Below are 25,356 nucleotides of genomic sequence, written 5' to 3' on the forward strand. Positions count from 1 at the left end.
TCAGGCGCGCCGCGGGCGCTCCCGTTCCCGTTCCCGGGAGCGCTTCTTCGGCAGCCCCACCGTCACGACCTCGAAGGAGTCCTTGGTGAGGTCCAGCCGGTGGAAGAGGTTGTCGGGCCCGGTGACGCAGACCGTGCCGACACCGAGCCCCTTGAGGCCCGCCACCACGTTCGGCCAGTGGATCGGCCGGTCGAAGGTGTCCAGCATCATCGTGCGCAGCGCGGCGGCGTCGCGGACGACGGTCCCGTCCACGTCGTTGACCACGGGGAGTGCGGGGTCGGCGAGCTCGTACGCCCCGAACACCTCCGCCTCCGCCTTGCCGCGCAGCGCCGAGAAGGACGCGGCGTGGACGGCGGGCCGCATGGAGTACATGGAGTAGCCGCCCGCGGCGCTGATGAGGGCCTTCAGCCCGTCGAGTTCCTTCTCCTGCACCGACAGCATGTGGAAGCCGGCGTCGAGGCGCCCGGAGACGTCGTACCAGGCGCCGCGTTCGTCGAGGTCCGCGAGGATCGCGTCGAACGGCTCCTGCGGCACGCGGACGAAGCAGTGGGTGACGACGTCCTGGTAGGAGCCGGCGAAGTAGTCCTCCTCGCAGCGGGCGCACTCCTCGGTGAGCCGTACGACCTCGGCGAAGGAGAGCGAGCCGACGAAGGCGGCGGCCGCCTTCTGGCCGAAGCTCGGCCCGGCGCACACGTCGGGGGAGACGCCCAGGGAGTCCACCGCCCGGTCCGCCATGGCCATCGAGGCGATCAGGAAGGCGATCTGCGAGTAGGCGGAGTAGTCGTCGTCCGCGGCACGGAACCGGTCGAACAGCGAGTAGCCGAGCGCTTCGTCGGCCTCGGCGAGCCGCTCACGCGCGTAGGGGTCCAGCAGCAGGAACTTGCCGATCTCGGGGAAGGACGAGGGCCCCATGCCGGGGAACACGATCGCCGTGCGGGTCCGGCCAGCGTCGTCGCCGGAATGCGGCGGACGGGCGGCGGCGCCGCTGTCGGTGTCGGGGGTCAGCTCGGAATTGCTCATGGTGTGGATGCCTTTGCCGCCGGCCGGTTGCCCGGTCATGGTCGCAGTACGTCGGGAGCGGGTCGGAAAGGGCCCCGTGCACCCGGTCGCGCGCGGGGTGCGCGCGACCCGGTCCACGAGGCCCTGGGAAGTACGGAGGACGCAGAGGGGAGGGAGGAGCCGGGAACCCGGGACGCCGGGCGCCGTCAGTCCTGGGCCCTGCGCAGGAAGCCCGCGATGCCGATCGCCCCGAAGATCACGATCGCCCCGCTGAGCGCGAGCAGGTCCACCCACAGCGGGATCGAGGCCGGGCCCGCGGCCGGCAGCATCAGGTCCCGGATGCCCTCGCTGACGTACGTCAGCGGGTTGACCGTGCACAGCACCTGGAACCACCGCATGTCGGACAGGGCCCGCCACGGGAACTGGGTGCACCCGGTGAACATCAGCGGGGTCAGCGTCACGGCGAAGACCACGCTGATGTGCCGGGCCGGGGCGAGGGTGCCGATGGTCAGGCCCACCGTGCTGCCCGCGAGCGCGCCCATCAGGAGCACACCGAGCGTCGGCAGGAAGGTGTCCAGGGGCCAGGAGACGTCGTCCAGGACGAGCAGGCCGATCGGGATCATCACGAGCGAGGCGATGACGCCGCGCAGCGCGCCGAAGACCAGCTTCTCCACGGCGACCAGGGTGGTCGGGATCGGGGCGAGGAGCCGGTCCTCGATCTCCTTGGTCCAGGAGAAGTCGATGACCAGCGGCAGCGCCGTGTTCTGCAGGCTGACCAGGAAGCTGTTGAGCGCCACGACGCCGGGCAGCAGGACCTGCTGGAACCCGCCCGCGGTGAAGCCCAGGTCGCCCAGCACCTTGCCGAACACGAAGAGGATGAACAGCGGCTCCACGAGCACCTGGGCCAGGAAGATGCCCAGTTCGCGGCCGGTGACGAAGACGTCCCGCCACAGGATGAAGAAGAACGTGCGGGTCGCCGTGCGCACGCCGGCGCGGGCGGGCCGCAGCTCCTCGGGGAAGCCGGCGACGGGGTCGGGGGCGGTGGTCGTGGTCATCGCAGCTCCCGGCCGGTCAGATCGATGAAGACGTCCTCGAGGGTGGCGGTGCCCACGCTCAGGTCCTTGATGTCGCAACTGGCGTCCGCCAGGGCGGTGATGACGGTCGGCAGCACCGAGCCGGACGGCGCGTCGCTGTAGAGGCGCAGGCGCACCAGGGCCTGCGCGTCGGCCTGCTCCTCGGTGTCCTCCTGCTGCACCACCTCCACCCGTTCGACGGTCTCGATCCCCTCCAGCAGGCGAACGACGCCCTCCGGGCCCGGCTGCGCCGGCTGCACGGTGAGGGTGAGCGCGGTGCTGCTCAGGCTCTTCAGCAGTGCCTGCGGGGTGTCGAGGGCGAGCAGCCGGCCGTGGTCGACGATGCCGACGCGGTCGCAGAGCTTGGCGGCCTCGTCCATGTCGTGGGTGGTGAGCACGGTGGTCACGCCCCGCGCGCTCAGCTCGGCGATGCGCTCGTGGATGAACAGGCGGGCCTGGGGGTCGAGCCCGGTGGACGGCTCGTCGAGGAAGAGCACGTCGGGGCGGTGCATCAGGGCGCGTGCGATCATCACCCGCTGCGCCTGGCCCCCGGACAGTTCGTCGCCGCGCGCCTTGCGGCGGTCGGCGAGCCCGACCCACTCCAGGCACTCGTCGGCGAGCCGGTTCCGCTCCGAGCGGCTCATGCCGTGGTAGCCGGCGTGGAAGACGAGGTTCTGGCGCAGGTTCAGGGACCGGTCCAGATTGTTGCGCTGCGGTACGACGGCGAAGGCGCGGCGCGCCCGGGCCGGGTGGGCGGTCACGTCGACGCCCTGGACGAACGCCCGGCCCGAGGTGGGGGCGACCCGGGTCGTCAGGACGCCGATCGTCGTCGTCTTGCCCGCGCCGTTCGGTCCGAGGAAACCGAAGACCTCGCCCCGGCCCACCGAGAAACTCAAACCGTCCACCGCGGGACGGTCGCGCCCCGGGTATTTCTTGACCAGCCCGTCCACCACGACGGCGGAATTCGTGGTCTGATGTGTTGTCATTGACGCCTACGAATCGTGCGGGACGCGGCAACGGCAGTCCGGGGATTCGCACGGGAATGTCGTGTGACCGGCCGCGCGTCGAGCGCCGACTGAATAGGGCATGGGTGTGGTGCGGATCCTGTCTAGCAGAAGGGGTTTCGCCGGATAACGATTTCTTGTCGGTCTAGGGGGGCGGCAGGGAATTCTAAGGGTGATTAGGGGGACGGTCGTTCGTTCCCGGCACGCTTTTCGGGCCGCGTGGGCAAACATTGGGGAAAGACGTGTTGCGGCCCGGTCGGGAATCCCTCTAGCATCGCCGCATGATCGCGCCGAATTGCATCGCGGGAATTGAATTTCCCGCGGGTCGTGCTCGTGCGAGTTTTTCCGCGGCTTCCGGATCGCCGTCGCGGACGGTGCCCGGCGCGACCTTCGCCGCCGTCCTGCGCATGCTCCTCCCGGGCGGGGAGACCCCGTGAAGGCCCTCGTGGTGCCGGCGAACGGACCGGCCCTGCGGCACGCCCTGCGGGGGATCGCCGACGCGGGCGTCGTGGACGTGGGCGTCGTCGTGGCCGGCCCGGACGACGGCGTCAGGGCCGAGGCCGGGGACGGCTCCCGCTTCGGCGTCAGCATCACCTACCTGCCCGGGCACCAGGGACGGGCGGGTGTGGCCGGCGCCGTCCGCAGTGCGCGCGAATGGCTGGCCGACGACGACTTCGTGCTGTGCGCGGGCGACGGGTTCCCGGCCGGCGGGATCGGCGCGCACCTGGAGGAGTTCCGGGTCCGGCGGCCCGCCGCGCAGATCGTGGCGGACCGGAACCCCGGCCCTCCCCCTTGGGAGGTGTACTTCTTCACCTCGGCCCTGCACACGGCCGTGGAGGCCGCCGGGCCCCAAGCCCAGCCCGCCGCCGGTCCCCAAGCCGGTCACCAAGCCGGGCCCCGAGCCGACCCTCCCGCCGAGCCGGAGGCCCGGTCCCCCGCCGGGAGCGGGCCCGGACTGTCCGACGCCCTGCGGTGGCTGTACGACCGGGGACTCGGCGTCACCGCCTGCGTGGGCCCGGCCGACGACCACGGCGAACCGGTAGGCACGGGCTCCGCGCCCGGGGCGGCCGAGGCGGGGACCACCGGGGGATGAGCAAAGAGGGCAGCAGCCACGCCCGCGCCGTAGCGGACGTCGCGCTCGACGACGTCGTGCTCATCCGGATCCAGCAGCCGGCGGTCCCGAGCAGGTACCGCCTGGTCTGCTTCCCCGACCTGCCCGACGCGGGGAACTCCTCGGTCTGCTACCTCGCCATGTCGGAACTGTTGCTGCCCACCGTCGAGTTACTGATCGTCCAGTACCCGCTGCCGGCCGCCGCGGAGGCCGGGCCGGCCGGTAACTGCCCCGGCCTCGCCGACAAGATCTACGACGCGGTGCGCGACTGGACCGACCGCCCGCTGGCCCTGTTCGGACACGGTCTGGGCGCCGAACTCGCCTACGGGGTCGCCCAGCGGCTGGAACGGGAGACCGGCACCGTGCCGCTGACGCTCTTCGTGTCCGGCCGCCCGGGCCCCGGTCACCGCGGCTTCCTGGGCCCGCCCGCCCTGCGCTGCCGTGTCGTCGCCCTGACGGGGGACCACAACCCTCAGGCGCCGCTGCCGGGCGTACGGGCCTGGCGGCGCTGCACCGCGGGCCGGTTCGACCTGGAGGTCTTCCCCGGCGCGCCCGGCTACCTCGACTCGCACCGCCGCGAGGTCGTCAACCTCGTGCACGACCAGCTGATCTCGCTCCACGGACCGGAACCCGACCGCACGGCGCCGAAGCAGGGGCCCTAGGGGGCGGAACAGGGGTACCCCGCCCCGTCCCCTGGTCCCTAGCGTGAGGTGCGGAGAACCGCGTCCACCGGACGGGACCGACCGACCGCACCCCCGTCGTGCGGGCCCGCGCATCCCGTCCCCGCGATCCCCCTACGGGTCCGGACACGCCGTCGGCACCGCGCGGACCACGTCAGCACCGGCCACGTTCGGCCCAGAGGAAGGACAAGTGCGACCGATGACCGCGAAGATCTTCGCAGCAGACTCGGTACGACCCGTCGACGACTTCGAGCAGGACGCCGTCCGCGTCGCCGACGTGCTCAAGGAACACGGGATCGGCCCCGGCGACCGCGTCATGCTGAAGGCCGGGAACTCCGCGAGCTACGTCTGCGTGCTGTACGCGCTGATGGACGTCGGCGCGTCCATCGTCCTCGTCGACCAGCAGGAGCACGTCGAGGAGACCCGGCGGATCGCCCTGCGCACCGGCGTCAAGGTCACCATCGTCGACGACGAGACCCCCATCGACCAGGGCGCCGACCCCCTGTACCTGTACGAGCTGATGGTCGCCACGGCGGGCCTGCCCACCGTGCCGCGCACCCTGTCGTTCGAGACGTGGGGCGAACTGCCCGACGGCCTGATCATGTGGACCTCCGGCTCGACGGGCTCGCCCAAGGGCGTGGTCAAGTCCGGCGCGAAGTTCCTGCGCAACCTGCGCCGCAACGCCGAGCAGGTCGGCCACCGCCGCGACGACGTGCTGATGCCGCTGCTCCCCTTCGCCCACCAGTACGGGCTGTCGATGGTCCTCATCGCCTATCTCACCCGCTGCTCCCTGGTCATCGCCCCCTACCGGCGTCTGGACCGCGCCCTGCGCATGGGCCGCGACGCCGGCGTCACCGTCGTCGACGCCACCCCCTCCAGCTACCGCAGCATCCTGAGCCTGGTGACGCGCAAGCCGGCGCTGCGCGAACACGTCGCCGGCGCCCGGATGTTCTGCGTCGGAGCGGCACCGCTGGACGCGCCGCTGGTGGCCGGCTACGTCGAGGAGTTCGGCCTTCCGCTGCTGGACAGCTACGGCTCCACCGAGCTGGGCAACATCTCCTTCGCCACCCTCGACAACCCCGTCGCCTGCGGTCGCGCCATGGACGGCATCCGGCTGCGGATCGTCGACGAGGACGGCGCGCAGGTGCCCGCGGGCCGGCCCGGCGAGATCGAGGTCGACACCCCCGACGCGCTCGAGGGTCGGATAGCCGACGACGGCTCCGTCGTCCCCGCCCCCACCGGGTGGCAGCGCACCGGCGACCTCGGCCACCTCGACGAGGCCGGGAACCTGCACGTCCTGGGACGCAAGTTCGCCGTCCACCGGATGGGCTACACCCTCTACCCCGAGCTGATCGAGCGGAAGGCCTCGGCCGCCGGCTGCCCCACCCGGATCGTGCCGCTCCCCGACGAACTGCGCGGCTCCCAGCTGGTGTTCTTCGTCGAGGACGAGGAGCAGCGGGACGCCGGCTACTGGCGGGAGCGGCTGTGCTCGCTGCTGCCCGCGTTCGAACAGCCCAACCGGGTCGTCGTGCTGGAGCAGTTCCCGCTCAACCGCAACGGCAAGCCGGACAAGAAGCAACTCGCGCGGATGGCCGCCGAATGACAAGGCGTCCCCCCGCCGGGGGCGGCGCGTACGACCAGCACGTGAAAGGACGCCGGTGTGCTTCCCGAGCAGTTGACCTTCGTCGTCGGTACCGGGCGCTGCGGCTCGACGGCGCTGTCGGCGGTGGTGAACCTGCACCCCGGCGTCCTCAGCCTCAACGAGCTCTTCGCGAGCGTCACCGACCCCGGTGCGTTCGGCGAGGAGCCGTTGAGCGGAGCCGAGTTCTGGGGCTGCCTGGCCCGCCCGAACCCGGTCAGCGACAGCCTCGTCCGCAACGGCGCGCCGCCCCCGGAGTTCCTCTACCACCGCCACCCGCAGGGGCGCTACTCCGCGGAGACGACGGGCATCCCCGCCATCAGCATGATGGTCCTCCCGCACCTCACCGACGATCCCGACGGGCTGCTGGACGAGCTGGAGCCCGAGGTCAGCGCCTGGCCCACGCGCCCCGCGCCGCTGCACTGGCAGGCGTTCTTCCGCACCCTCGCGGAGCGGTTCGGCACCAAGGGCGCCGTCGTCGAACGCTCCGGGCTCTCCCTGGGCAGGGTCGAGGAACTGCACGCGCTCTTCCCGCGGGCACGCTTCGTGCACCTGTACCGCAACGGCCCCGACTGCGCCCTGTCCATGAGCCGGCACATCGCCTTCCGGATGATCCCGATGATCGCGGAGATCACCGAGCGCTGCGGCGTGGACTCGCCCTACGAGCTGACCGCGGACCACTTCGCCCAGCTCCCGCCCGACCTCGCCCCACTGCTGACCGGCACCTACGACCCCGCCCTCGTCATGGACCGGCCGATCCCGCTCACCGTCTTCGGCGAGATGTGGTCGCGCTGGATCGTCGACGGCGTACGGGCTCTGGACGGGCTCCCCGCCGGCACCCACACCTCGCTGTCCTACGAGCGCCTCCTGGAGCGGCCGCACGAGGAGCTGACCCGGCTGGCCGGGTTCATCGGCGCCGAGGCCGACCCCGGCTGGCTGGAGGCCGCCGCCCGCCACCTCGACGGCGACGGCCGCCGCGGCTCCGCCCTCCGGCTCGGTCCGGCGGAACTGGAGGAGCTGCGCGTGTCCTGCGCGGAGGGCACCGCGGCGCTGGAGGACGGTGCCGGCCGGCCGTAGTCCGGCGTCCGGCGGCGACGCGTACGGGGGACCCGCGCCTCAGGCGTCGTAGGGCAGGTCCAGGGGCGCGAGGGCTTCGAAGAGGTCACCGGGCCCGGGATTGTCCGGGTGCGTGGTCCCCCCGAGGTGCTCCAGGACGCCCCACACGGCGTTCAGCGCCGTCGTGACCGCGCCCTCGGCGAAACCGGCCGTCCACGACACGTCGTCGCCGCACAGGAAGAAGCCGCGCTCCGCGGCGGGCAGGCCGCGCTGCATGAACTGGGTGAACAGCCGCCGCTGGTAGCGGTACTGGCCCGGCAGGTTCGCCTTGAACGCGCCCATGAAGTGCGGCTCGGTCTCCCACGTGATCGTCAGGGGGTCGCCGACGACGTGGGAACGGATGTCCAGCCCGGGGTAGACGAGGGCCAGCTTGTCCAGCAGGACGTCCAGCCGCTCGTGCGGGTCCAGCGTCGCCATCTTCAGGGAGTCGTCGTTCCACGTGTACGACAGGCACATCACCCCGGGGCGGTCCGGGCCGTCGTCGAAGAGGTAGACCCCGCGCGGCATGCGGTCCGTGAGGGTCATGCTCATCACCGGCTCGCCGGTGAGCGGGTCCCGGTCGTGCCAGAACGGGCGGTCCGTCAGCACGAACAGCTTGGAGGCGCCCATGTAGTGGGTGCGCTCCACCGCGGTCCACAGCGGCTGCGTCAGCAGCGCCGGGTCGCACTCCACGCGGTTCAACAGCGTCCACAGGTGCGGGGTGAACACCACCGCGTCGAAGCGGTCCTCGCGCCCGGAGGCGTCGGTCACCCGGAAGCCGCCGCCGTCCCGGACGACCGAGCGCACCCGGGGCCGGACCGAACCGCCGTTCAGCGACATCAGGGACGTCCCCGCCGGCCAGTGCGCGCACCGCTGCGGCCGGTGCTCCCACAGGCCGTACGGCAGCCGCTGGGAACCGCCGGTGATGGCGACCTGGTTGTCGTCGGCCTCGGTGTAGACCACGCGCAGGATCTCCAGCAGCGAATTCGGGAAATCGGTGTCCCAGCCGCCGGTGCCGAATCCCACCTGGCCGAAGATCTCCCGGTGCCGGAACGACTGGAACGCCGAACTCGTCGCGAGGAAACCGTAGAAGGACTGGTCGTCGAATTCCCGGACCAGCCGGTTCCACACCCGTTTCAGGGTCTCGGTGTCACGCCGCTGGACGGCGTCGCGCATCGTGGCGAGTTCGGCCCGCTCCTGCAGCGCCTTCTCCCACGCGGAGGCCACCTGCTGGTAGACGTCCGGGAGGTCGTCGGCGACCTCCGCCCGGTGCCGTTCGCCCATGAGGTGGACGAGCGTGCTCGGCGTGCTCGTCGCCAGCGGATTGGGGAAGGGCGTGGTGCGCAGCCCCAGCAGGTCGACGTAGTGGAACAACGCGCGGGCGGAGAGCGGGAAGCGCATCGCCCCCATCTCCGCCACGCGGTCCGGCTGCCCGGGGAAGGGCACCGAACGCATCCGGCCGCCGATCTGCTCCGCCTCGTACACGACCGGGCGCAGGCCCAGCCGCATCAGCTCGTATGCGGCGGTCATGCCCGCCATGCCGCCGCCGACCACCGCCACCGGTGTCCCCAGGCGCTCCGGCGGCAGCGCGCCGAGCCCGGCCGGATGGCTCAGCCAGCCGTCGTAGGGGAACGGGAAGTCCGGCACGAGCATGGTGACGGGGGCCGGGCTGACTGACGTCATCGGGAATACCTCTCGGGCCGATTCCACAGCGCTTCCAGGAAACCGGAGACGATTCGAGCGGAGCCGGGAAATCACAGCGCGAACCGCTGGTCCCGCAGAACGGGAGGCCGCGGTCCGCGACTGCGCAGTCGCGCCGGTAATGCCACGCTATTTCGGCGGCCGACGGCGCTACAACCCCTATCCACCCTGGTAACGGACCGTACCCGGACGGCTTTCCGCCGCCGCCGTCGGGGCGGGAAAGGCGATGGCCGTGACGACGATCCCGCGGTCCGCCAGCCAGCGGCCGGAGAACCGCTCGACGAGCCGGCCGTCCGGAGCGCGCCGCGGGCGCAGGACGCGCGCCGTGAACGTGCCCTGCGGGCGGCCGGCCGCGCCGTCCTCGCGGAAGGCGATGTCGGCGTCGTCGAAGTCCAGTTCGGTGCCGATCAGCGGGTACCACGTCTTGTAGACCGCCTCCTTCGCGCTGAACAGCAGCCGGTCCCGGCTCACCCGGGAGCGGGTGCCGCCCGCGCGTGCCCACGCCAGTTCGCCCGGCAGCGCGATCGACTCCAGCACACCGTCGGGCAGCGGCAGGTCGGGCTCGGCGTCGATGCCGATCATCGCCAGATCGGTGTCCCGGGCGAGCGCCGCGGCCCGGTAGCCCTCGCAGTGGGTCATGCTGCCGACGACCCCGGCCGGCCACCGCGGGACGTTGCGCACGCCGGGCAGCACGGGGGAGGGCGGCAGCCCGAGCTCCGCGAGGGCCCGCCGGGCGCACGCGCGCACCGTGGCGAACTCCTCGCGGCGCCGGTCCGGCGTGCGGGCGACGACCGCCGCCTCCTCGGGGTAGAGCGTCGCGGAGCCGTCGGGCCCGAAGGACTCGCCGGTGGCCGCCGCCTCGGGCAGCAGTGCCTCGATCACGTCCGCGCCTCCCGCGCTCCGGGCCCGGCGGCCGCCTGCGGTTGCCGGGAGTCGGCGTACGGCAGGATCTGCCGCAGCAGCCCCTTGGGGTGGCCGCGGCGCCGCCACTCGCGCGGGTAGCCGATCGACACCTCCTCGAACCGGACCCCGTCGTACCAGGTGGTCCGCGGGATGTGCAGGTGCCCGTAGACCACGGCGGCGGTGGTGAACCTGCGGTGCCAGTCGGCGGTCAGCACGGTGCCGCACCACTGGGCGAACTCCGGGTGCCACAGCACCTGCGTGGGCCGGCGCACCAGCGGGAAGTGGTTGACCAGCACCAGCGGCACCGACGGGTCCTGCGCGGCCAGGCGCCGGCGGGTCTCGGCCACCCGGGCCCGGCACCAGTCGTCGCGGGTCCGGTACGGATCGGGGTGGAGCAGGTACTCGTCCGTGCACACCACGCCGGCCTCGTGCGCCCGGGCCAGGGACTCCGCCTTGGTCGAGGTGCCCGCCACCCGGAACGTGTAGTCGTAGAGCAGGAACAGCGGCGCCACCCGGACCGGCCCGCCGGGACCCTCCCACAGCGGCCAGTCGTCCTCCGGGGTGAGGACGCCGAGCCCGCGGCACATCTCCACCAGGTAGCGGTAGCGCTCCTCGCCGCGCAACTGCACGGCGTCCTCGCGCGGCGTCCACAACTCGTGGTTGCCCGGCGCCCACACCACCTTCGCGAACCGCCCGGCCAGCAGGCCGAGGGCCCACGCGATGTCCTCGGTCAGCTCGCCGACGTCACCGGCCACGATCAGCCAGTCGTCCTCGTGGGAGGGCCGCAGCGACTCCGTGATGGGACGGTTGTCGGCCATGCCGACGTGCAGGTCGCTGACGGCGAGCAGCCGCGGCCCCGGAGGCGGCGCGCCTCCCGGCGCGCCTCCCGGCTCGGTGGGGGAGTGGAGCGCGGCGGGGTCAGGCGATATGGGCGACATCGAGGTCCAAACTGACGGGCAGGTCACGACGGTGAGAGATGTTGATCTTCCGGTAGACGCGGGTCAGGTGCTGCTCGACGGTGCTGACCGTGATGAACAACTTCGCCCCGATCTCCCGGTTGGTGTAGCCCTGCGCGGCCAGCGAGGCCACTCTGCGCTCCGCGTCCGTCAAGGCGGCCGCGGCCGCCGGCTGCGCCCGCTCCGGCGCCTTCGGCGCGGCGGCCTGGCCGGGCTGCTCGGGCTGCAGGGAACGGCCCAGCTTCTGCGCGCCGCAGCCCTCGGCGATCCGCCACGCCCGGCGGGTGTGCAGCTTGCTCTGGACCGGGTCGCCCAACTGCTTGTGGGCCTGGCCCAGATCGGTCAGCGTGCGCGCCAGCTCGTACCAGTCGCCGACCGCCTGGAGGAGCGTGACCGACTCCGACAGCAGCCGCGGCCGCTCGCCGACGGGCCGGGCCGCCGCCAGCGCGCGCAGCGCGATCCCGCGCACCCGCGGTCCGGCGTCCCCGGCGAGCTGCTCCCGTGCGAAGTGCTCCACCTGGTCCCGGCTGCCCAGGGCGAGCCAGGCCTCCGCAACCCCGACCCGCCAGGGTGCCAGCGTGGAGCGGTCCATCCGCCAGCGCCGCATCAGCCGGCCGCAGGTCGTGAAGTCCGTGAGGGCCGCGTGCGGCCGGCCCGTCTCCAGTTCGTGCCGGCCCCGCGCGTACAGGTACTCGATCCCGAAGCGGGTGGTGAACATCTCCTCGGGCACCGGGCGGTCCACCAGTTCGGCGGCGGCCTCGTGGTCGCCCATCGCGGTGCTCGCCTCGATCAGCACCGCCAGCGGGGCACCGATGCCCACGCCCCAGCAGTGCGGGGGCAGTTCCTCGAGGGCCTGCTCGGCCATCTGGCGCGCCTGCGCCAGGTGCCCGTGCCGCAGCGCCATCTGCGCCCGGAAGGCCCGCAGGATCGCCGTCGAACTCGCCGGCCAGCGGGCGGTGACCTCCGCCAGCAGCCGGTCGGCCCATTGCGTCGCGGTCCCCAACTGGTCGGCGTACACCAGGGCCAGCAGGCAGATGTGCACCGTCGGCTCGGTCTCCTCCGTCAGCTGGAGGGTGGCGAGGATGCGGTCCGCGGTGTCGGAGAGGCGGACGTCCTCCTCGTCCGGCGGCGTCCCGCCCCCGGCCGCACCGCCGGACAGCACGCCGTGCAGCGCGGCCGCCGCCGCGAGCCGGTTCTCCTCCGGCCGGGAGACCGGGACCTCCACCGCGTTCTCGTGCAGCGGCGCCAGCGCCGCGTCGACCCGCTCCAGGACCTCGGGGTAGGTGCTCGCCAGGACCGACCGCAACCACCGCACCTGCGCGGCGAGTTCGGAGTCGGGCCGCGAGGCCGCCGTCGTCATGTGCCGCATCGCCGTGACCGCGTCGTCGGCCCAGCCGTTCCACAGCAGGTCGGCCGCGAGCCGCAGCGCGTCGACCGGCTGCAACTGCCCGGCCCGCGCCGCCCCGGCCAGCGAACGCACCTGCCGCGGCCACGCGGAAGGGGTGACCCGCCAGATGATCCCGGCCAGGGCGATCCTCACCTGCGCGCGCTCGCGCTCGCTGCGGCAGCAGCCCTCGGCCATGCGCAGACAGCTCACCGCGAAGCCCACCCGCTGCGCCGCCATCGCCTCACGCGCGGCGTCCGCCAGCACCTGGGGCACCCACTCCTCGTCGGGCGGGCTCATGTCGTGCCCCAGCAACTGCTCGGCCACCAGCAGCGGGGGAGCACCGTCCTCGTACAGCAGGCGGGCGGCGCGCCGGCGCAGCCGCGTCACGGCCTCGTCGTCCAGGCTCTCCGCGACCGCCGCGCGCACGCCGGGGTGCCGGAAGCAGCCGTCGTCCAGGACGCCGGCCTCGGCCAGCGCGGACACCACCTGCCGGACGGCGCGCTCCTCGACCTCCACCAGCCGGGCCAGCAGCGGCAGCGGTGCCTCGCCGCCGAGCAGGGCGATCCCCTGGGCGACCCGCAGGCCGTCGGCGCCGACGCGGTGCACGATCAGCAGCGCGCTGCGCAGGAAGCGTTCGCCCGCGAGGAGCGGCCCGTCCGGGGTGCCGTCGTCGTCGGAAGGGGCCGACGGCCGTTCCTGGGCCTGGGAGAAGTGGTCCTCGACCAGGCCGTGGACGAGCAGCGGATTGCCACCGGTGGCCGCGTGCACGGAACGGGCCAGCCGGCCGGTGGGCGCGGCGCCGGCCGGGCGTTCGCCCGGTTCGCCCCCGTGGGCTCGGGCGGTGAGCAGCCGTTCCACCCCGGCGACGCCGAGCGGGCCGACCCGCACGTGCAACCCCCGTGTGGGGTGCAGCAGTTCCTCCAGCACCCCGGGGGGCGTCCGGCGTGCGTCGGCGCCGAGCGTCACGATCACCGAGACGGCGCCCGCGCCCGTCGAGGGGAACCGGCGCAGCGCGTACGACAGGACGTGCAGCGACTGGGGATCGGCGTACTGGACGTCGTCCAGGGCGATCAGGACCGGCCCACGCGCGGACATCCTGCCCAGTTCGGCGTGGAAGCTCTGGAGGATCTCGGCCGCCACGGGTTCCCCGCAAGAGCCCGGATCGCCCGCCCGTGGCGCGCCGACGAGTAAAGGCGGCAGGGGGCCGTGGGCCGGCTGCCGGGCGTCGCGCAGCAACTGCTCCATGACGCCGAACGGTATGGCGTGTTCCGCCGGGGAGCCGACGGCCGTGAGGAGCGTGTGCTCGGCGACCACGTGGTCCTCCAGGACGCGGTGGAGCAGTGCCGTCTTCCCGGACGCCACGGGCCCGCTGATCACCGCCGTCCGCCCTGACCCGAAGGCCGTGCCGGGGCTCTCACCGGAGGCGAAGGCGACAAGCCTTGCGATCTGCTCATTTCGTTCCACTAGCACGACGTGCAACCCTCCGCAATGCGATGTGAAATAGCGCCACGGTGGGCATGATTTCCGATGTCCGGCCACTTCGCGTGGTTCCGTGTACGGGATACCGGAAATGACGCTGCGGTAACATAGGGAAACTCGCAGATGCTCACAAGGCGCACTGACACCCCCCGGTCATTCCTTTTCGACCCCGTTCCGGACTGTATCAACGTCCCAGAGCCGACGCCGTCTCAATCTGTCGTCCGGGTATTGCCGCAGAGTGAGCAACCGGTGGACGCCGGGTGGCGGGGACGATGTGTGTTGTCGCAGGTCACAGATGTGCGCCCGAGAAGGGGAGGGCGGTAACCTCAATAGAACCTCAAATGTGGAACAGGGTCTTCGAGAACGGGGTCCGGGTAGACCGTTCCGCGGCGCGGACCGACATAGGGGGGTCCTCGCGGAGAATAGGGGTGAGCGAGGCGGGGCGATTGGTGCGCCACGCGTCCCGAGGGGTCCCGAATTGATCCCCCCGTCGATCTCGCCGGGCGGGTGGCGTGGAATGGCCCGCAAGAGGGCTGAGGTGCGCAATCCGCACCCGCCGGGCCTGGATGATCTTAACCGCGGCCCTTTGCGGAGTAATAGCGGGGCGCCGGTGAGGAAGATCACGTTTGTCTGCCAGGCGCCGGGAGCCGGGTCCGTACGTCCGGTCGCGCGCGGCTCAGCCGTACGTCGAGACGGGGGCGGACGCCTCCGCCGGGGCACGGTCCCGCGGCCGGCGGAAGCAGAGGCCGGTCAGGCAGAGCAGCACGGCCCCCGCGAGGAACGGGGCCCGCGGCCCGATGCCGTCGTAGGCCAGCCCCGCCAGCAGGGTCCCCAGCGCGCCCGCGCACATGGAGGTCATCTGGAAGGACATCGTCACCCGGCTCAACAGCCCCTCCGGTACCTGGGACTGACGCAGCGACACCGCGGTGGCGTTCCACACCAGGCCCACCGCGCCGTACACGGCGATCAGCGCCGTCGCCACCGTGAAGGACCGGGCCGAACCGATGCCGGCGCAGAGCACCGCGGTGGCCACCATGCCGATCGGCAGCACCCGGCGGGCCCCGATCCGGGCCTCCAGCCGGGGCGCGAGCGGCACTCCCGCGATGCCTCCCAGGGCGTAGGCCACCGTCAGCACCGCGTAGCCGGGGCCCTCAAGTCCCAGCGTCTGGCGGGCGTACAGCACCAGGACGGACATCAGGCCGACCACGACGAGGTTGCCCATGGCGGCCACCGCGCACAACTGCCGCAGCAGTCGGTGCCGCCACAGCCAGATCAGCCCCTGCAGGGCGTCGTCCCGCAGCGATCGCCGCACCGGGGCGCCGTCCTCGGGAAGGGCCCGGGCGCGCCCCGCCATCAGCAGGATCAGCGCCGCCGAGCACGCGTACGACACGGCGTCGACGGTGAGCGGGAGCACCGGCGTGACGCCGAACAGGACCGCCCCGACCGGGGTGCCCAGCATGGTGCCGGCCAGCAGGGCACTGACCTGCAGGCGCGCGTTCGCCTTGGTGAGCCGTTCGGGCGGCACCAGCGCCGGCACGATGCCCGACCAGGCTCCGTTGAAGAGGGTCTGCCCACAGCCCAGGAGGAAGGCCACGCCCGCCAGCACCGGTATGGACAGGCCGTCGACGAGGGTGAGCAGCGCCAGGCCCGCCATCACGACCGCACGGGTCACGTCGACCAGGCACAGGATGCGCCGGCGTTCGAACCTGTCCGACAGCGCGCCGGACGCCAAGCCCACGAGAAGCCACGGGAGTTGTCCCGCGAAGGCCACCAGGGCGACCTGCCGGGCGTCCTCCGTGAGGCCGGCGGTGAGCAGCGGGAGGGTGATCAGGCGCATGCCGTCGCCGATGCCGGAGATCGTCACCGAAGCCCACACGGCGTAGAACGGGCGCGGCAGTCGGACGCGGCCGCCGGACGTGGGAGTGCTCATGGCTGGGTCGCAGTTCCTCGGAGCCGGAGGTGGACGGGTCGCGTGTCGGACTCGGCCGCAGCGCATCCGGAACGAGCGACATGCTGTTCGGGCGTGCCCAACGAACGGGGACATCGGGGGCGACGTCCGGTTGCCGGCGCGTTAATTCACGGGTGCGGGACCGCGGGCACGCCGCCAAGAGCGGTTGTCCGGCGGCGCCTTCGCCGACGCGACGGGCGCGCGGTCGCCGGTGGGCGACGGCGTTCCGGCATCCGGACGACACCGGGGCGCACACCGGTGGCCGCCTGCGTCCGTCCCGACGGCGCCGCGTACGGTGCGGTGTGCGATCCGGCACCCGCGAGGAGGCGGGGAAGATCGTCGCCGCTCCCCGGGGCCCCGCGACGCTGAACGGCCGGTCAACAGCGGGCGTGCGGTCGGCGAAGAGCGTGCGAACCGAACCGGAGGACCACAACCCCGCCCGGAGGCGGGAGGTCTTGGCCGGTGGCGTCGGGCGGCTCGGCGTCCGTCAGCAGTGGACTAGGGAGAGTTTCGTGGTGCGAGCGTCGTGGCCTGCCGAGAGCGTGAGGCCTGCGCCGGAGTCCCCACCGCCGGCCAAGGGCGACGGCGAGGGTCCGGGGCCGGCCGGCGGCGGGCCCCAGGAACCGCCGGCCGCGGGCGGCCGGCTGCGCTCGGACATCCAGGGACTGCGCGCGCTCGCGGTCGTCCTGGTGGTGCTCTCGCACGCCGGGGTCCGCCGGCTGGCGGGGGGCTACATCGGGGTCGACGTGTTCTTCGTCATCTCGGGCTTCCTCATCACCTCGCTGCTGTCACGGGAACTGGCCAGGACCGGCCGCGTGTCGCTGCGGCGGTTCTACGCCCGCCGTGCGCTGCGACTGCTCCCCGCCTCCACCGCCGTGGGGCTCGTCACGCTCGTCGGGGCATGGCTGTTCCTGTCGAAGGTCCGGTTCAGCGAGTACGCCGGGGACGCGCTCAGCAGCACCTTCTACGCGGTGAACCTCCGGCTGGCGAGCGCGGGCACCGACTACCTCAGGGCGGACAGCCCGCCCTCGCCGTTCCAGCACTTCTGGTCCCTTGCGGTCGAAGAACAGTTCTACCTGCTCTGGCCATTGCTGCTGTGGGCGAGCTGGCGGCTCGCCCGGCGGCGCACGGCACTGCTGGCGGCGCCCCTTGCCGTGCTGTGCGTGATCTCCTTCGTGCTGAACGTCTCGATCACCGCCGACTCGCCCTCCTGGGGGTACTTCGGTTCCCACACCCGCCTCTGGGAGCTGGGCACGGGCGCGCTGCTCGCCCTCTCCGCGAGCAGGCTGGAACGGCTGCCGGCCCGGACGGCCGCGGCCATGAGCTGGACCGGCCTGGTGTCGTTGCCGGCGGCGGCCCTGCTGTTCGACGACGACACGCCCTTCCCCGGGTGGTACGCCCTTGTACCCGTGCTCGGCACCGCGCTGGTGCTGGCCGGCGGTTGCCCGCCCGTCCGGTCGGGCGCCGGTCGGCTGCTGTCCCTGCGCCCGGTCACATGGGTCGGCGGTCTGTCCTACAGCTGGTACCTGTGGCACTGGCCGGCGCTGATGATCCTTCCGCGGGCGCTGAACAGACCGCCGGGCGTCGGTTTCGCGCTGGTCTGCGCGGCGGTCGCGCTCCTGCTCGCCTGGGCGACGCTGCACCTGGTGGAGAACCCGGTTCGGTTCCACCGCGTGTTCCGCGGCCGTCCGGTACGGGCGCTGGGGCTCGGGGCCGGGCTGACGGCGTGCGCGGTCACGGCGGCGCTGGTCGCGACGGCCTTCCCGCCGTCCATCGACTCGGGTGTGGCGGCGCCGCGGCTGAGGAGCGTGCTCGACGGGGCCGCCGACCCGCAGGCACGCCTGACCGAGCTGCTGTCGCAGCCGTCCCCGAGCCTGCCGGCCAACCTGCGGCCCGGACTCGCCCGGATCAAGTCGTCGTCGTCCGCCGTCTACCGGGACGGCTGCCACATCGGCTACGAGAGCGAGGCGACCCCGCGGTGCGTCTACGGCGACCGGTCGGCGCCGAAGACCGTGGTGCTCTTCGGGGACTCGCACGCGGCCCAGTGGTTCCCGGCCCTCGACCGGCTGGCCCGTGCGCACCACTGGAGGCTGGTCTCGCTGACGAAGGCCTCGTGCAAGGTCGCCGACGTCACCACCGTCTACCAGGGCAGGCCGTACACCTCCTGCGACCGGTGGCGCACCAGGGAACTGGCCCGGATCAGGTCCCTGCACCCCGCGCTGGTCGTCGCCGCCTCCTCGGACGCGGCCGACCTGGCCGGGCCGTCCGGCGACCCGCGCGCGCGGTGGACGGAGGGCTTCGAGCGGACCTACCGCGAACTGAGGGCCTCGGGCGCCGAGGTGCTGGCCGTCGAGGACACCCCCTGGCCCGACGCCGACGCGGTCGAGTGCGCCGGGGAGCATCCCCTGGAACTGCGGCGGTGCGCCTCCGAGATCGGGCGCGCGGTCAGGGATCCCGACAAGAAGCGCGAGATCACCGAGGCGGCGGCGGCCACCGGCGTCACGGTCCTCGACCCGGCACCCTGGCTCTGCGGCGCGGGCGGGGTCTGCCCCGTCGTGGTCGACGACACCTTCGTCTACCGCGACGACAGCCACCTCAGCGAGTCCTACGCCGAGGCCATCGCCCCGGTACTGGACCACGCGATCGCCGGCCTCTACGGAGCCGACCTGAGCCGGCATCCGTGACCGGCCCCCGCTTCCGCTTCCGCTCCCGACCCCGGGACCGGCACCGCGGCCGGTGACGCGCCCGGGCCCGCCGGCATCGTCCGCGAGCAGCCCGCCGACAGCGGCGACGCCCTCGGTGATCGCGCGGCGGCCGGTGTTGCCGAAGCCGAGCACCAGGCGGGGCCGCCCGCCGGCCGCGTCCGGCGCCGCGTGGTGTCCGGCCATCCCGTAGAGGCCGACCCGCCGGGCCCGGGCCGCGGCAACCACCCGTTCCTCGTCGCGGCCCGGCCCGAGGTGGGCGACGGCGTGGAAACCGGCGGCCAGCCCGGTGAGCCGCACGCCGGGAGCGTGCGCGGCGAGTGCCTCGACCAGGGTGGCGCGCCGGGCGGCGTACTCGGCGCGCATGCGGCGCAGGTGGCGGTCGTAGCGACCGGAGGTGATCAGGTGGGCCAGGGCGATCTGGTCGAGGGTGGGCGATCCGCGGTCGTCGGCGGCCTTGAACGCCACGACGGCGCCGAGGAGGGCCGGCGGGCAGAGCAGCCAGCCCAGCCGGAGCGCCGGTGCGAGGGACTTGCTGACGGTGCCGATGTTCAGCACCCGGTCGGGGGCGAGGCCCTGGAGGGAGCCGACGGGGTCGCGGTCGTAGCGGAACTCCGCGTCGTAGTCGTCCTCGATGACGAAGGCGTCCCGCCGCTGCGCCCAGTCGATGAGCGCACGCCGCCGCCCCGCGGTCATGACGACGCCGGTCGGCCACTGGTGCGCCGGGGTGACGAGGACCGCCCGCGCGCCGGTGGCCTCCAGGGCCCGTACGTCGACCCCGTCCTCGTCCACCGGCACCGGTACGGCCGTCATCCCGGCGTGCACGGCGGCCCGGGACGTCGCGGCGGGCGCGCCGGGATCCTCGTGGGCGAGGGTGGTCACACCGCGGGCGGCCAGCGCCCGCAGGGCCAGCGCGAGCCCCTGGGCGTAGCCGGTGCAGATGACGGTGCCGTCCGCGTCGGCGGCCGCGGCCCGTACCCGCCGCTGGTACCCGGCCACCACCTCGCGCGCCAGGGGCGCGCCGTGCGGGTCGCCGTAGTCGAGGGCGGCGGTCGGCAGGGTGCGGGCGGCCTCACGGACCGCCCACAGCCAGTCGGCGAGCGGGACGGAGGCGAGGTCGGGGACGCCCGAGCGGAAGTCCGCGACGAGCGGCGGCCCGTCCGGCCGTTCCCCGGACGGCGTCCGCCCGGGCGGCGCGGCGGGCGCGGGCCGGGGGCAGGCGCGGGCGGCGACGGTGGTGGCGGCGCCGATGCGGCCGGTGAGGTAGCCCTCCGCCTGGAGGTGGGCGTAGCAGTCCTGGACCAGGCCGCGGGAGACCCCGGTGCGGCGGGCCAGTTCGCGGGAGGACGGAAGGCGTTCGCCGACCTGCAGACGGCCGGCCCGGATGGCGTCCCTGATCTGGCGTTCCAGCTGCGCGCGCAGCCCCTCGCCGCTGTTCCGGTCCACGGTGAGCAGCAGTTCGGGCGACAGACCGGACCACTCCAGCGGCATGGAATTGGAGCTTACCGGGGGACCGGTGGGCTTCTAGCGTCGATGCCATGACCACGCCACCCAGCACGCCGCCCGGCATCCCACCCCGTATCCCGCCCACCACCGCGGGCGACGGCACCGCCCCGCGCGTCCCGGCGCCGACCCCCTCGCCCGCCCGCCCCCCACTGGTGACCCGTCAGCTGCTGCTGCGCTTCTGGACGGTGGTCGGAGCCTCCGCGAGCTTCTTCCTGCTGCTGTCGGTGGTGCCGCTGTACGCCGAGCGCGGCGGCGGCGACGCGGGCCTGGCCACCGGCGCCCTGATGTTCGCCACCGTCGGCGGCGAACTGGCCACGCCCCGCCTGGTGGCCCGCTACGGCTACCGGACGGCGCTGGCCGCGGGCCTGGTCCTGCTCGGCGCGCCCGCACTGGTGCTCACCGCCGGGGACGGCATGGCCTGGATCGTCGCGATGTGCCTGCTGCGCGGGCTGGGCTTCGCCCTCACCGTCGTCGCCGGCGGCGCCCTGACGGCCTCGCTGATCCCGGCCGCCCGGCGCGGCGAGGGGCTGGCGCTGGCCGGGATCGTGTCGGGCGTGCCGTCCCTGGTGGGCCTGCCGCTCGGTGTCTGGCTGGCCGCGCACATCGGGTTCACGCCGGTGTGCGTGGCCGGTGGGCTGGCGGCGCTGGCCGCGGTCGTGGTGGTGCCGGGGCTCCCGGGACGGGAACCTTCCACCACCCGGGACGCGGGAGTGGGCGTGGTCGCGGGTCTGCGCAACGGTGCCCTGGCCCGGCCCACGGTGGTGTTCGCCACGACCGCGCTCGGCACGGGGATCCTCGTGACGTTCCTGCCGGTCGCCGTCCCCGCGTCGCTGTCCGCCCTGGTGACGATCGCGCTCTTCGCGCAGCCCGCGACGTCCACCGCGGCCCGCTGGTTCGCCGGCCGGTACGGCGACCGCCACGACCCCGCCCGCCTGGTGCTCCCGGGCCTGCTCGCGTCGGCCGCCGGTCTGCTGCTGACGGCGGCGACGGGCAGTCCGGTGGCCGTGCTCGCCGGGGTCACGCTGTTCGGCGCCGGCTTCGGGGTCGCGCAGAACGCGACGCTCACGCTGATGTACGCCCGGGTCCCGGAGTCCGGGTACGGCACGGTGAGCGCGCTGTGGAACGTGGCGTACGACGGTGGCATGGGGGTGGGAGCCCTCGCCTTCGGCGTGGCGGCGGCCCACACCGGCTACCCGGCCGCCTTCGCGCTCACCGCCGCCGTGATGCTCGTCGCCCTGGCCCCGGCCTTGCGCGACCGTTGAGGAGGGCGGCCGCCACCGAGCGCGGTCCCCGGCCCGGAGCCAAAGAGGCGCGCCCCGTCCGTCGCCGTTTGCTCGCGGGGCTTCGCGTCGCTGAGCTCACCGATATCAGTACTTGACTCGTCAAGCAATGACCGCGGCGGGGTGTGCGAGCGGTCACCTGTCGCGGCCGTTCGCGGTGCACGCGCAAGCCGGTGATTTCGCACCGGCACGTTCCCGGGGATCCGCCGCGGGTAATTCCACGTGCCTTTCCCGTCGTTGCGCCGTCCGTGTCGCTCGCCCCCCTCAACGGGCCGCAATGCGCCCGGAATCGGGAAAGCGTGACGCCCTGCCGTGCAATCGGAACGTCCGCGCAAACCATTCCGTCGATATTCTTGACGGTGGTTACGCACCCCGCCCAGCCTGGTGACCAACCGTCATGACCCCACGTCACGGACTGGGATGGTGGGCTCGCATTCCGGTTCTCGTCAGGCACTGGATCTGTTTTCGTCATCTCCCGTCCGCCCGGGAGGCGACGCTCCTGACTAACGTCGTTGGTGTTTGAAACTATCGACCCCAGAAGGGCCCCCTCATGTGCATTCACGATGACAACCCGTCGCACGAGCCGGACGGGCAGAGTCGGCGGGGGTTCCTCCGCAACGCCGCACTGGCCGGTGCGGGGGCGGCGGCCGCGGGCGCCGGTGTGTCCGCGCTCGTCGGTACGCCCGCGTTCGCCGCGGACGCGAGCCGGAGCGGCAGGACCGGCAGTTGGAGCCCGGACCCGACCGCCCTCCAGTTCACCCTCGCGGTCATGCCGGACACCCAGTTCCTCTACTGGGGCAGCCAGGACAGCGTCAACCGGACGCCGCAGGAGGAGTCGTTCCGCTACATCATCGACAACAGCGGCGAGGGCACCGACAACATCGTCTTCATGGCGCACCTCGGTGACCTGACGCAGGACGCCGACGCGTCGTCCTTCGCCCAGGTCGACAAGGCGTTCGCCCTCCTGGACTCGCACGGCGCGGCCTACAGCGTGGTCGCCGGCAACCACGACGTGAGCGGTGACGACTCCCGCGGCGACACGCCGTACCTGCAGGCCCTGGGGCCGCGGCGGTTCAAGCGCTCGAAGACGTTCGCCGGTTCGGACCCGACCGGCTACAACACCGCCCACGTCTTCAAGGCCGCTGGCCTCTCCTGGCTGGTGCTGGCCCTGGACTGGCGGACCACCGACCAGGGCTTCGCGTGGGCCAACGACGTCATCAAGGCCCACCCGAAGATGCCGGTGATCCTCACCGCGCACGACATCGTCTACTCGGACTACGACGACAACGTCTTCCCGTACGAGTCCGGCAACCCCGAGGACAACGCCGACCTCTCCGGCTACGGGCAGACGATCTGGGACAAGCTGATCAAGGACAACGACCAGATCTTCCTGACCCTCAACGGCCACTACTGGCCGTCCGGGCGCACGACCAGGAAGAACACCGCCGGCAACGACGTGCACCTGCACATCACGAACTACCAGAACCGCTACTTCGGCGGCGGCGGCATGATCCGGCTGTACCACTTCGACCTGGCCCGCAACACCATCGACGTCGAGACCATCAACCCGTGGATCCTGGCCCAGGACCCGGAGTCCCGCAACAAGCTGGCGGCCGAGCACGCCCGGATCACCGGCGCGGTCGACGACTTCTCGGTGCCGATCGACTTCGAGAAGCGGTTCTCCAGCTTCATCCCGATCCCGGTCCGCCCCGCCCGCCCGGCGAGCAGGCAGCTGGTCAAGGGGACGCTGGCCTACTGGCGTTTCGACGGCCAGGGCGCGCCCGGCACCCCGCTCACCGCGGGCGACACGATCCGCGACCTGTCCGGCAAGGGCAACGACCTCACCGTGGTGACCGTGCCGGGCAGTGCCGCCGACGCGCTGACCTGGTCCGACGACCACCACCCCGACCAGCCCGCGCACGCCAGCCTGAAGTTCGCCGGCGGCAGGAACCCCGTCAACGGCTCCTACCTGACCACCGGGGCCAAGGCCCCGCTGAACGCCGAGACGTTCAGGTCCGGGTACACCTTCGAGGCGTTCGTGCGGATGCCGCTCGACTGGGACGCCGGCAGGAACGGCAACGCGTCGATCCTCAGCCGCCGGGGCTCGGCCGGGGCCGCGGGCAAGCACGGTAAGAACACCGACGCGAACGAGCCCCTGGCCCAGTTCGCCATCACGAACAACGGCCGCGAGGCGCAGTTCAACCACTACCCGCTCAACAACACCTACCCGACGACCAACTGGGGTCACGGCATGGTGGAGCTGAAGTGGTGGCACGTGGCGGTCGTCAACGACGGCCGCTACACCCGGATGTACGTCGAGGGCGCGCCCGTCGCCGACAACCCGAAGCGCGTGTCGCAGGGCCTCACCACGCTCGGCCTGCCCTGGCTGGTCGGCGGCCACGAGTACGCCGGTGCCGTCGACGTCGTCTTCCACGGCAACGTCGGCGACATCCGCATCGTCAACCGCCCGCTGTCCGTGGACGAGTTCCTGACCGCGGAGTAGTCCTTCGCCCTTCCGCCTCCGGCCCACCCGCCGGAGGCGGAAGGGATCCCCGCGGGGGCGCCGGCCCCTCGGCGGAACCGTCCCGCATGAGCCTCGGGGAACCTGACTACGCGCCGTCCGCGCCGCTGAGGGCGAGCATGGCGGTGGCCGCCTCCTCGGCCTGCAGGGGCGACCGGCGCCCGAGCCCGCACGATGTGGCGATGTCGACCCGCCGGCCCAGCGCCTCCTCCGCGAGGCGGAGCGCGGTGCGCTGGTCCTCGCGGGACTGGGCCTCATGGGCGATGCCCGCGACGAGCGCCGTGTCGGTCCGCGCCCCGAGCCGCCGGAGCGGCGCGTAGTACCGGGGGTCGACCGAGGGCGGTTCCTGTGCCGCCGCGAGCGGCAGGTGGACGTACTCCAGCGTGCGGCCCTTCGGCCACCGCCGGATGAGCGCGTCCGCCAGTTCGGCGACCGCGGCGGCGTCGTGAGGCCGGCTCGCCGCCCGGTGCCCGAGATCGCCGAAGCACAGGTGGACCCCGAACCGTGAGCCCCGGGGCGCCGCGGCGGCCTGACGGGCCACCAGGCGGGCCAGGAGCCGCGCCGCCGGACGTCGCAGCGGGCGCGGCATGGTGTTCACGGCCACCAGGGCCGCCGGGGACTCGAGCTGGAAGACCACCGTGTCGCCCGCCGCCGCGTGCACCGTCCGGATCTCTGCCGCGAGTGCCTGGAAGAACGCGTGTACCGCGCGTGCCATGCCCACGGGGCCGAAGGTGAACAGCGCCATGTCGAGGTAGCCGGGTATCCCCACCTGGAGCGGCAGTCCGGCGGTGGCGGGGTGCCCCATGGCCGCCAGGGCGTGGAGTTCCTCGGCGGCGAACCCGGCGAGCCGCAGGGGGACGTCCGCACCTCGCAGCCGTTCACCGCGGCGCACGGCCAGACGGTCGGTGTCGTCGTAGCCGCTCCAGTCGCCGTCCCGTACGACACGGACCTTCGGTGAGACCTTCAACGCCTTGACGACGGGGACGAACCACAAGAGGCGGTCTCCGGTCTCGCCCCCGCACAGACGCCGCAGCCGGCCGGCGAGGTCGCCGACCTGCCAGCGCAAGGCCTGCTCCGCGGTGCGGAACTGGGGCAGGCTGCCCACGAAATGGAGGTGCCGATCCGGCGAGGCCTGCGCCTCGGGATCGTTCGCGGGGGCCGCCGTCACTGTGGTTCCTCGGATCGCGCGGGGTCAGGGGGAGTGCCCCCGGCCGATGGCAGATGATCGTATCGTCCGCGCGGTGTCCTGTTGATCACCTCCGGGGTCCCTCCACGAGGAATCCCCGGAAGCTGCGCCCGGTCTCCCCTCGGGGACCGCGGTTCCCGAGAAGCCGGCCGGACCGCCTCTTCTCCCGTACCGGCACCTCGCCCA

General features: G+C 73.0%; 16 protein-coding genes and 1 pseudogene. 7 read left to right on the forward strand and 10 right to left on the reverse strand.

The window, feature by feature from the left end:
• The 3 genes from ACFZAU_RS24690 to ACFZAU_RS24700 form a co-directional block, all read right to left on the reverse strand.
• Positions 1 to 1,020 carry an ACP S-malonyltransferase gene (locus ACFZAU_RS24690; RefSeq protein ID WP_500553973.1) on the reverse strand — a complete coding sequence of 340 codons (1,020 nt, stop codon included), beginning with the start codon at positions 1,018 to 1,020 and terminating at the stop codon, positions 1 to 3.
• Positions 1,021 to 1,205: 185 nt separating this feature from the next.
• Entirely contained in the window at positions 1,206 to 2,054 is an 849-nt protein-coding gene (locus tag ACFZAU_RS24695) for an ABC transporter permease (protein WP_500553974.1), read from the reverse strand.
• Positions 2,051 to 2,977, reverse strand: coding sequence for an ABC transporter ATP-binding protein (locus ACFZAU_RS24700; RefSeq protein WP_500553975.1), 927 nt, complete (start codon positions 2,975 to 2,977; stop codon positions 2,051 to 2,053). The genes ACFZAU_RS24695 and ACFZAU_RS24700 overlap by 4 nt, the downstream gene beginning before the upstream one ends.
• Positions 2,978 to 3,509: 532 nt before the next feature.
• On the opposite strand from ACFZAU_RS24700, the gene ACFZAU_RS24705 reads away from it, so the two are divergent.
• From ACFZAU_RS24705 to ACFZAU_RS24720, 4 genes are all read left to right on the forward strand, one after another.
• The gene (locus ACFZAU_RS24705; protein WP_500553976.1) at positions 3,510 to 4,169 is read left to right on the forward strand and encodes a sugar phosphate nucleotidyltransferase; all 660 of its coding nucleotides are present in this window, start codon (positions 3,510 to 3,512) and stop codon (positions 4,167 to 4,169) included.
• Positions 4,166 to 4,849 (forward strand): thioesterase II family protein, encoded by a 684-nt coding sequence (locus ACFZAU_RS24710; RefSeq protein ID WP_500553977.1) that lies wholly within the window; start codon positions 4,166 to 4,168, stop codon positions 4,847 to 4,849. The genes ACFZAU_RS24705 and ACFZAU_RS24710 overlap by 4 nt, the downstream gene beginning before the upstream one ends.
• Before the next feature lie 217 nt (positions 4,850 to 5,066).
• Complete coding sequence (locus tag ACFZAU_RS24715) at positions 5,067 to 6,470, forward strand: class I adenylate-forming enzyme family protein (protein ID WP_500553978.1); 1,404 nt, start codon at positions 5,067 to 5,069, stop codon at positions 6,468 to 6,470.
• Positions 6,471 to 6,527: 57 nt separating this feature from the next.
• Positions 6,528 to 7,583 carry a sulfotransferase gene (locus tag ACFZAU_RS24720; protein WP_500553979.1) on the forward strand — a complete coding sequence of 352 codons (1,056 nt, stop codon included), beginning with the start codon at positions 6,528 to 6,530 and terminating at the stop codon, positions 7,581 to 7,583.
• A gap of 39 nt (positions 7,584 to 7,622) precedes the next feature.
• On the opposite strand, the gene ACFZAU_RS24725 is transcribed toward ACFZAU_RS24720, so the two are convergent.
• The 5 genes from ACFZAU_RS24725 to ACFZAU_RS24745 form a co-directional block, all read right to left on the reverse strand.
• Complete coding sequence (locus ACFZAU_RS24725; protein WP_500553980.1) at positions 7,623 to 9,284, reverse strand: flavin monoamine oxidase family protein; 1,662 nt, start codon at positions 9,282 to 9,284, stop codon at positions 7,623 to 7,625.
• A 177-nt stretch (positions 9,285 to 9,461) separates the two neighbouring features.
• Positions 9,462 to 10,184 (reverse strand): 4'-phosphopantetheinyl transferase family protein, encoded by a 723-nt coding sequence (locus ACFZAU_RS24730; protein ID WP_500553981.1) that lies wholly within the window; start codon positions 10,182 to 10,184, stop codon positions 9,462 to 9,464.
• Positions 10,181 to 11,143 carry a metallophosphoesterase family protein gene (locus ACFZAU_RS24735; RefSeq protein ID WP_500553982.1) on the reverse strand — a complete coding sequence of 321 codons (963 nt, stop codon included), beginning with the start codon at positions 11,141 to 11,143 and terminating at the stop codon, positions 10,181 to 10,183. The genes ACFZAU_RS24730 and ACFZAU_RS24735 overlap by 4 nt, the downstream gene beginning before the upstream one ends.
• Entirely contained in the window at positions 11,124 to 14,018 is a 2,895-nt protein-coding gene (locus ACFZAU_RS24740) for a helix-turn-helix transcriptional regulator (protein ID WP_500553983.1), read from the reverse strand. The genes ACFZAU_RS24735 and ACFZAU_RS24740 overlap by 20 nt, the downstream gene beginning before the upstream one ends.
• A 685-nt stretch (positions 14,019 to 14,703) precedes the next feature.
• Positions 14,704 to 15,957, reverse strand: coding sequence for an MFS transporter (locus ACFZAU_RS24745; RefSeq protein WP_500553984.1), 1,254 nt, complete (start codon positions 15,955 to 15,957; stop codon positions 14,704 to 14,706).
• A 560-nt stretch (positions 15,958 to 16,517) separates the two neighbouring features.
• On the opposite strand from ACFZAU_RS24745, the gene ACFZAU_RS24750 reads away from it, so the two are divergent.
• The gene (locus ACFZAU_RS24750) at positions 16,518 to 18,659 is read left to right on the forward strand and encodes an acyltransferase family protein (protein ID WP_500553985.1); all 2,142 of its coding nucleotides are present in this window, start codon (positions 16,518 to 16,520) and stop codon (positions 18,657 to 18,659) included.
• 159 nt (positions 18,660 to 18,818) lie between these two features.
• Here the strand turns inward: ACFZAU_RS24750 and pdxR are convergent.
• Positions 18,819 to 20,168, reverse strand: a pseudogene (pdxR, locus tag ACFZAU_RS24755) (MocR-like pyridoxine biosynthesis transcription factor PdxR); the annotation flags it as partial.
• A gap of 47 nt (positions 20,169 to 20,215) precedes the next feature.
• On the opposite strand from pdxR, the gene ACFZAU_RS24760 reads away from it, so the two are divergent.
• Together ACFZAU_RS24760 and ACFZAU_RS24765 are read left to right on the forward strand one after the other, a co-directional pair.
• On the forward strand, positions 20,216 to 21,445 hold the full coding sequence (locus tag ACFZAU_RS24760) for an MFS transporter (protein WP_500553986.1): 1,230 nt from the start codon (positions 20,216 to 20,218) through the stop codon (positions 21,443 to 21,445).
• 568 nt (positions 21,446 to 22,013) lie between these two features.
• The gene (locus ACFZAU_RS24765) at positions 22,014 to 23,966 is read left to right on the forward strand and encodes a LamG-like jellyroll fold domain-containing protein (protein WP_500553987.1); all 1,953 of its coding nucleotides are present in this window, start codon (positions 22,014 to 22,016) and stop codon (positions 23,964 to 23,966) included.
• Positions 23,967 to 24,072: 106 nt separating this feature from the next.
• On the opposite strand, the gene ACFZAU_RS24770 is transcribed toward ACFZAU_RS24765, so the two are convergent.
• Positions 24,073 to 25,152 (reverse strand): hypothetical protein, encoded by a 1,080-nt coding sequence (locus tag ACFZAU_RS24770; protein ID WP_500553988.1) that lies wholly within the window; start codon positions 25,150 to 25,152, stop codon positions 24,073 to 24,075.
• Between the last annotated feature and the right edge of the window lie 204 nt (positions 25,153 to 25,356).

This window comes from Streptomyces sp. NPDC008238, assembly GCF_042956445.1.
Lineage (GTDB): Bacteria > Actinomycetota > Actinomycetes > Streptomycetales > Streptomycetaceae > Actinacidiphila.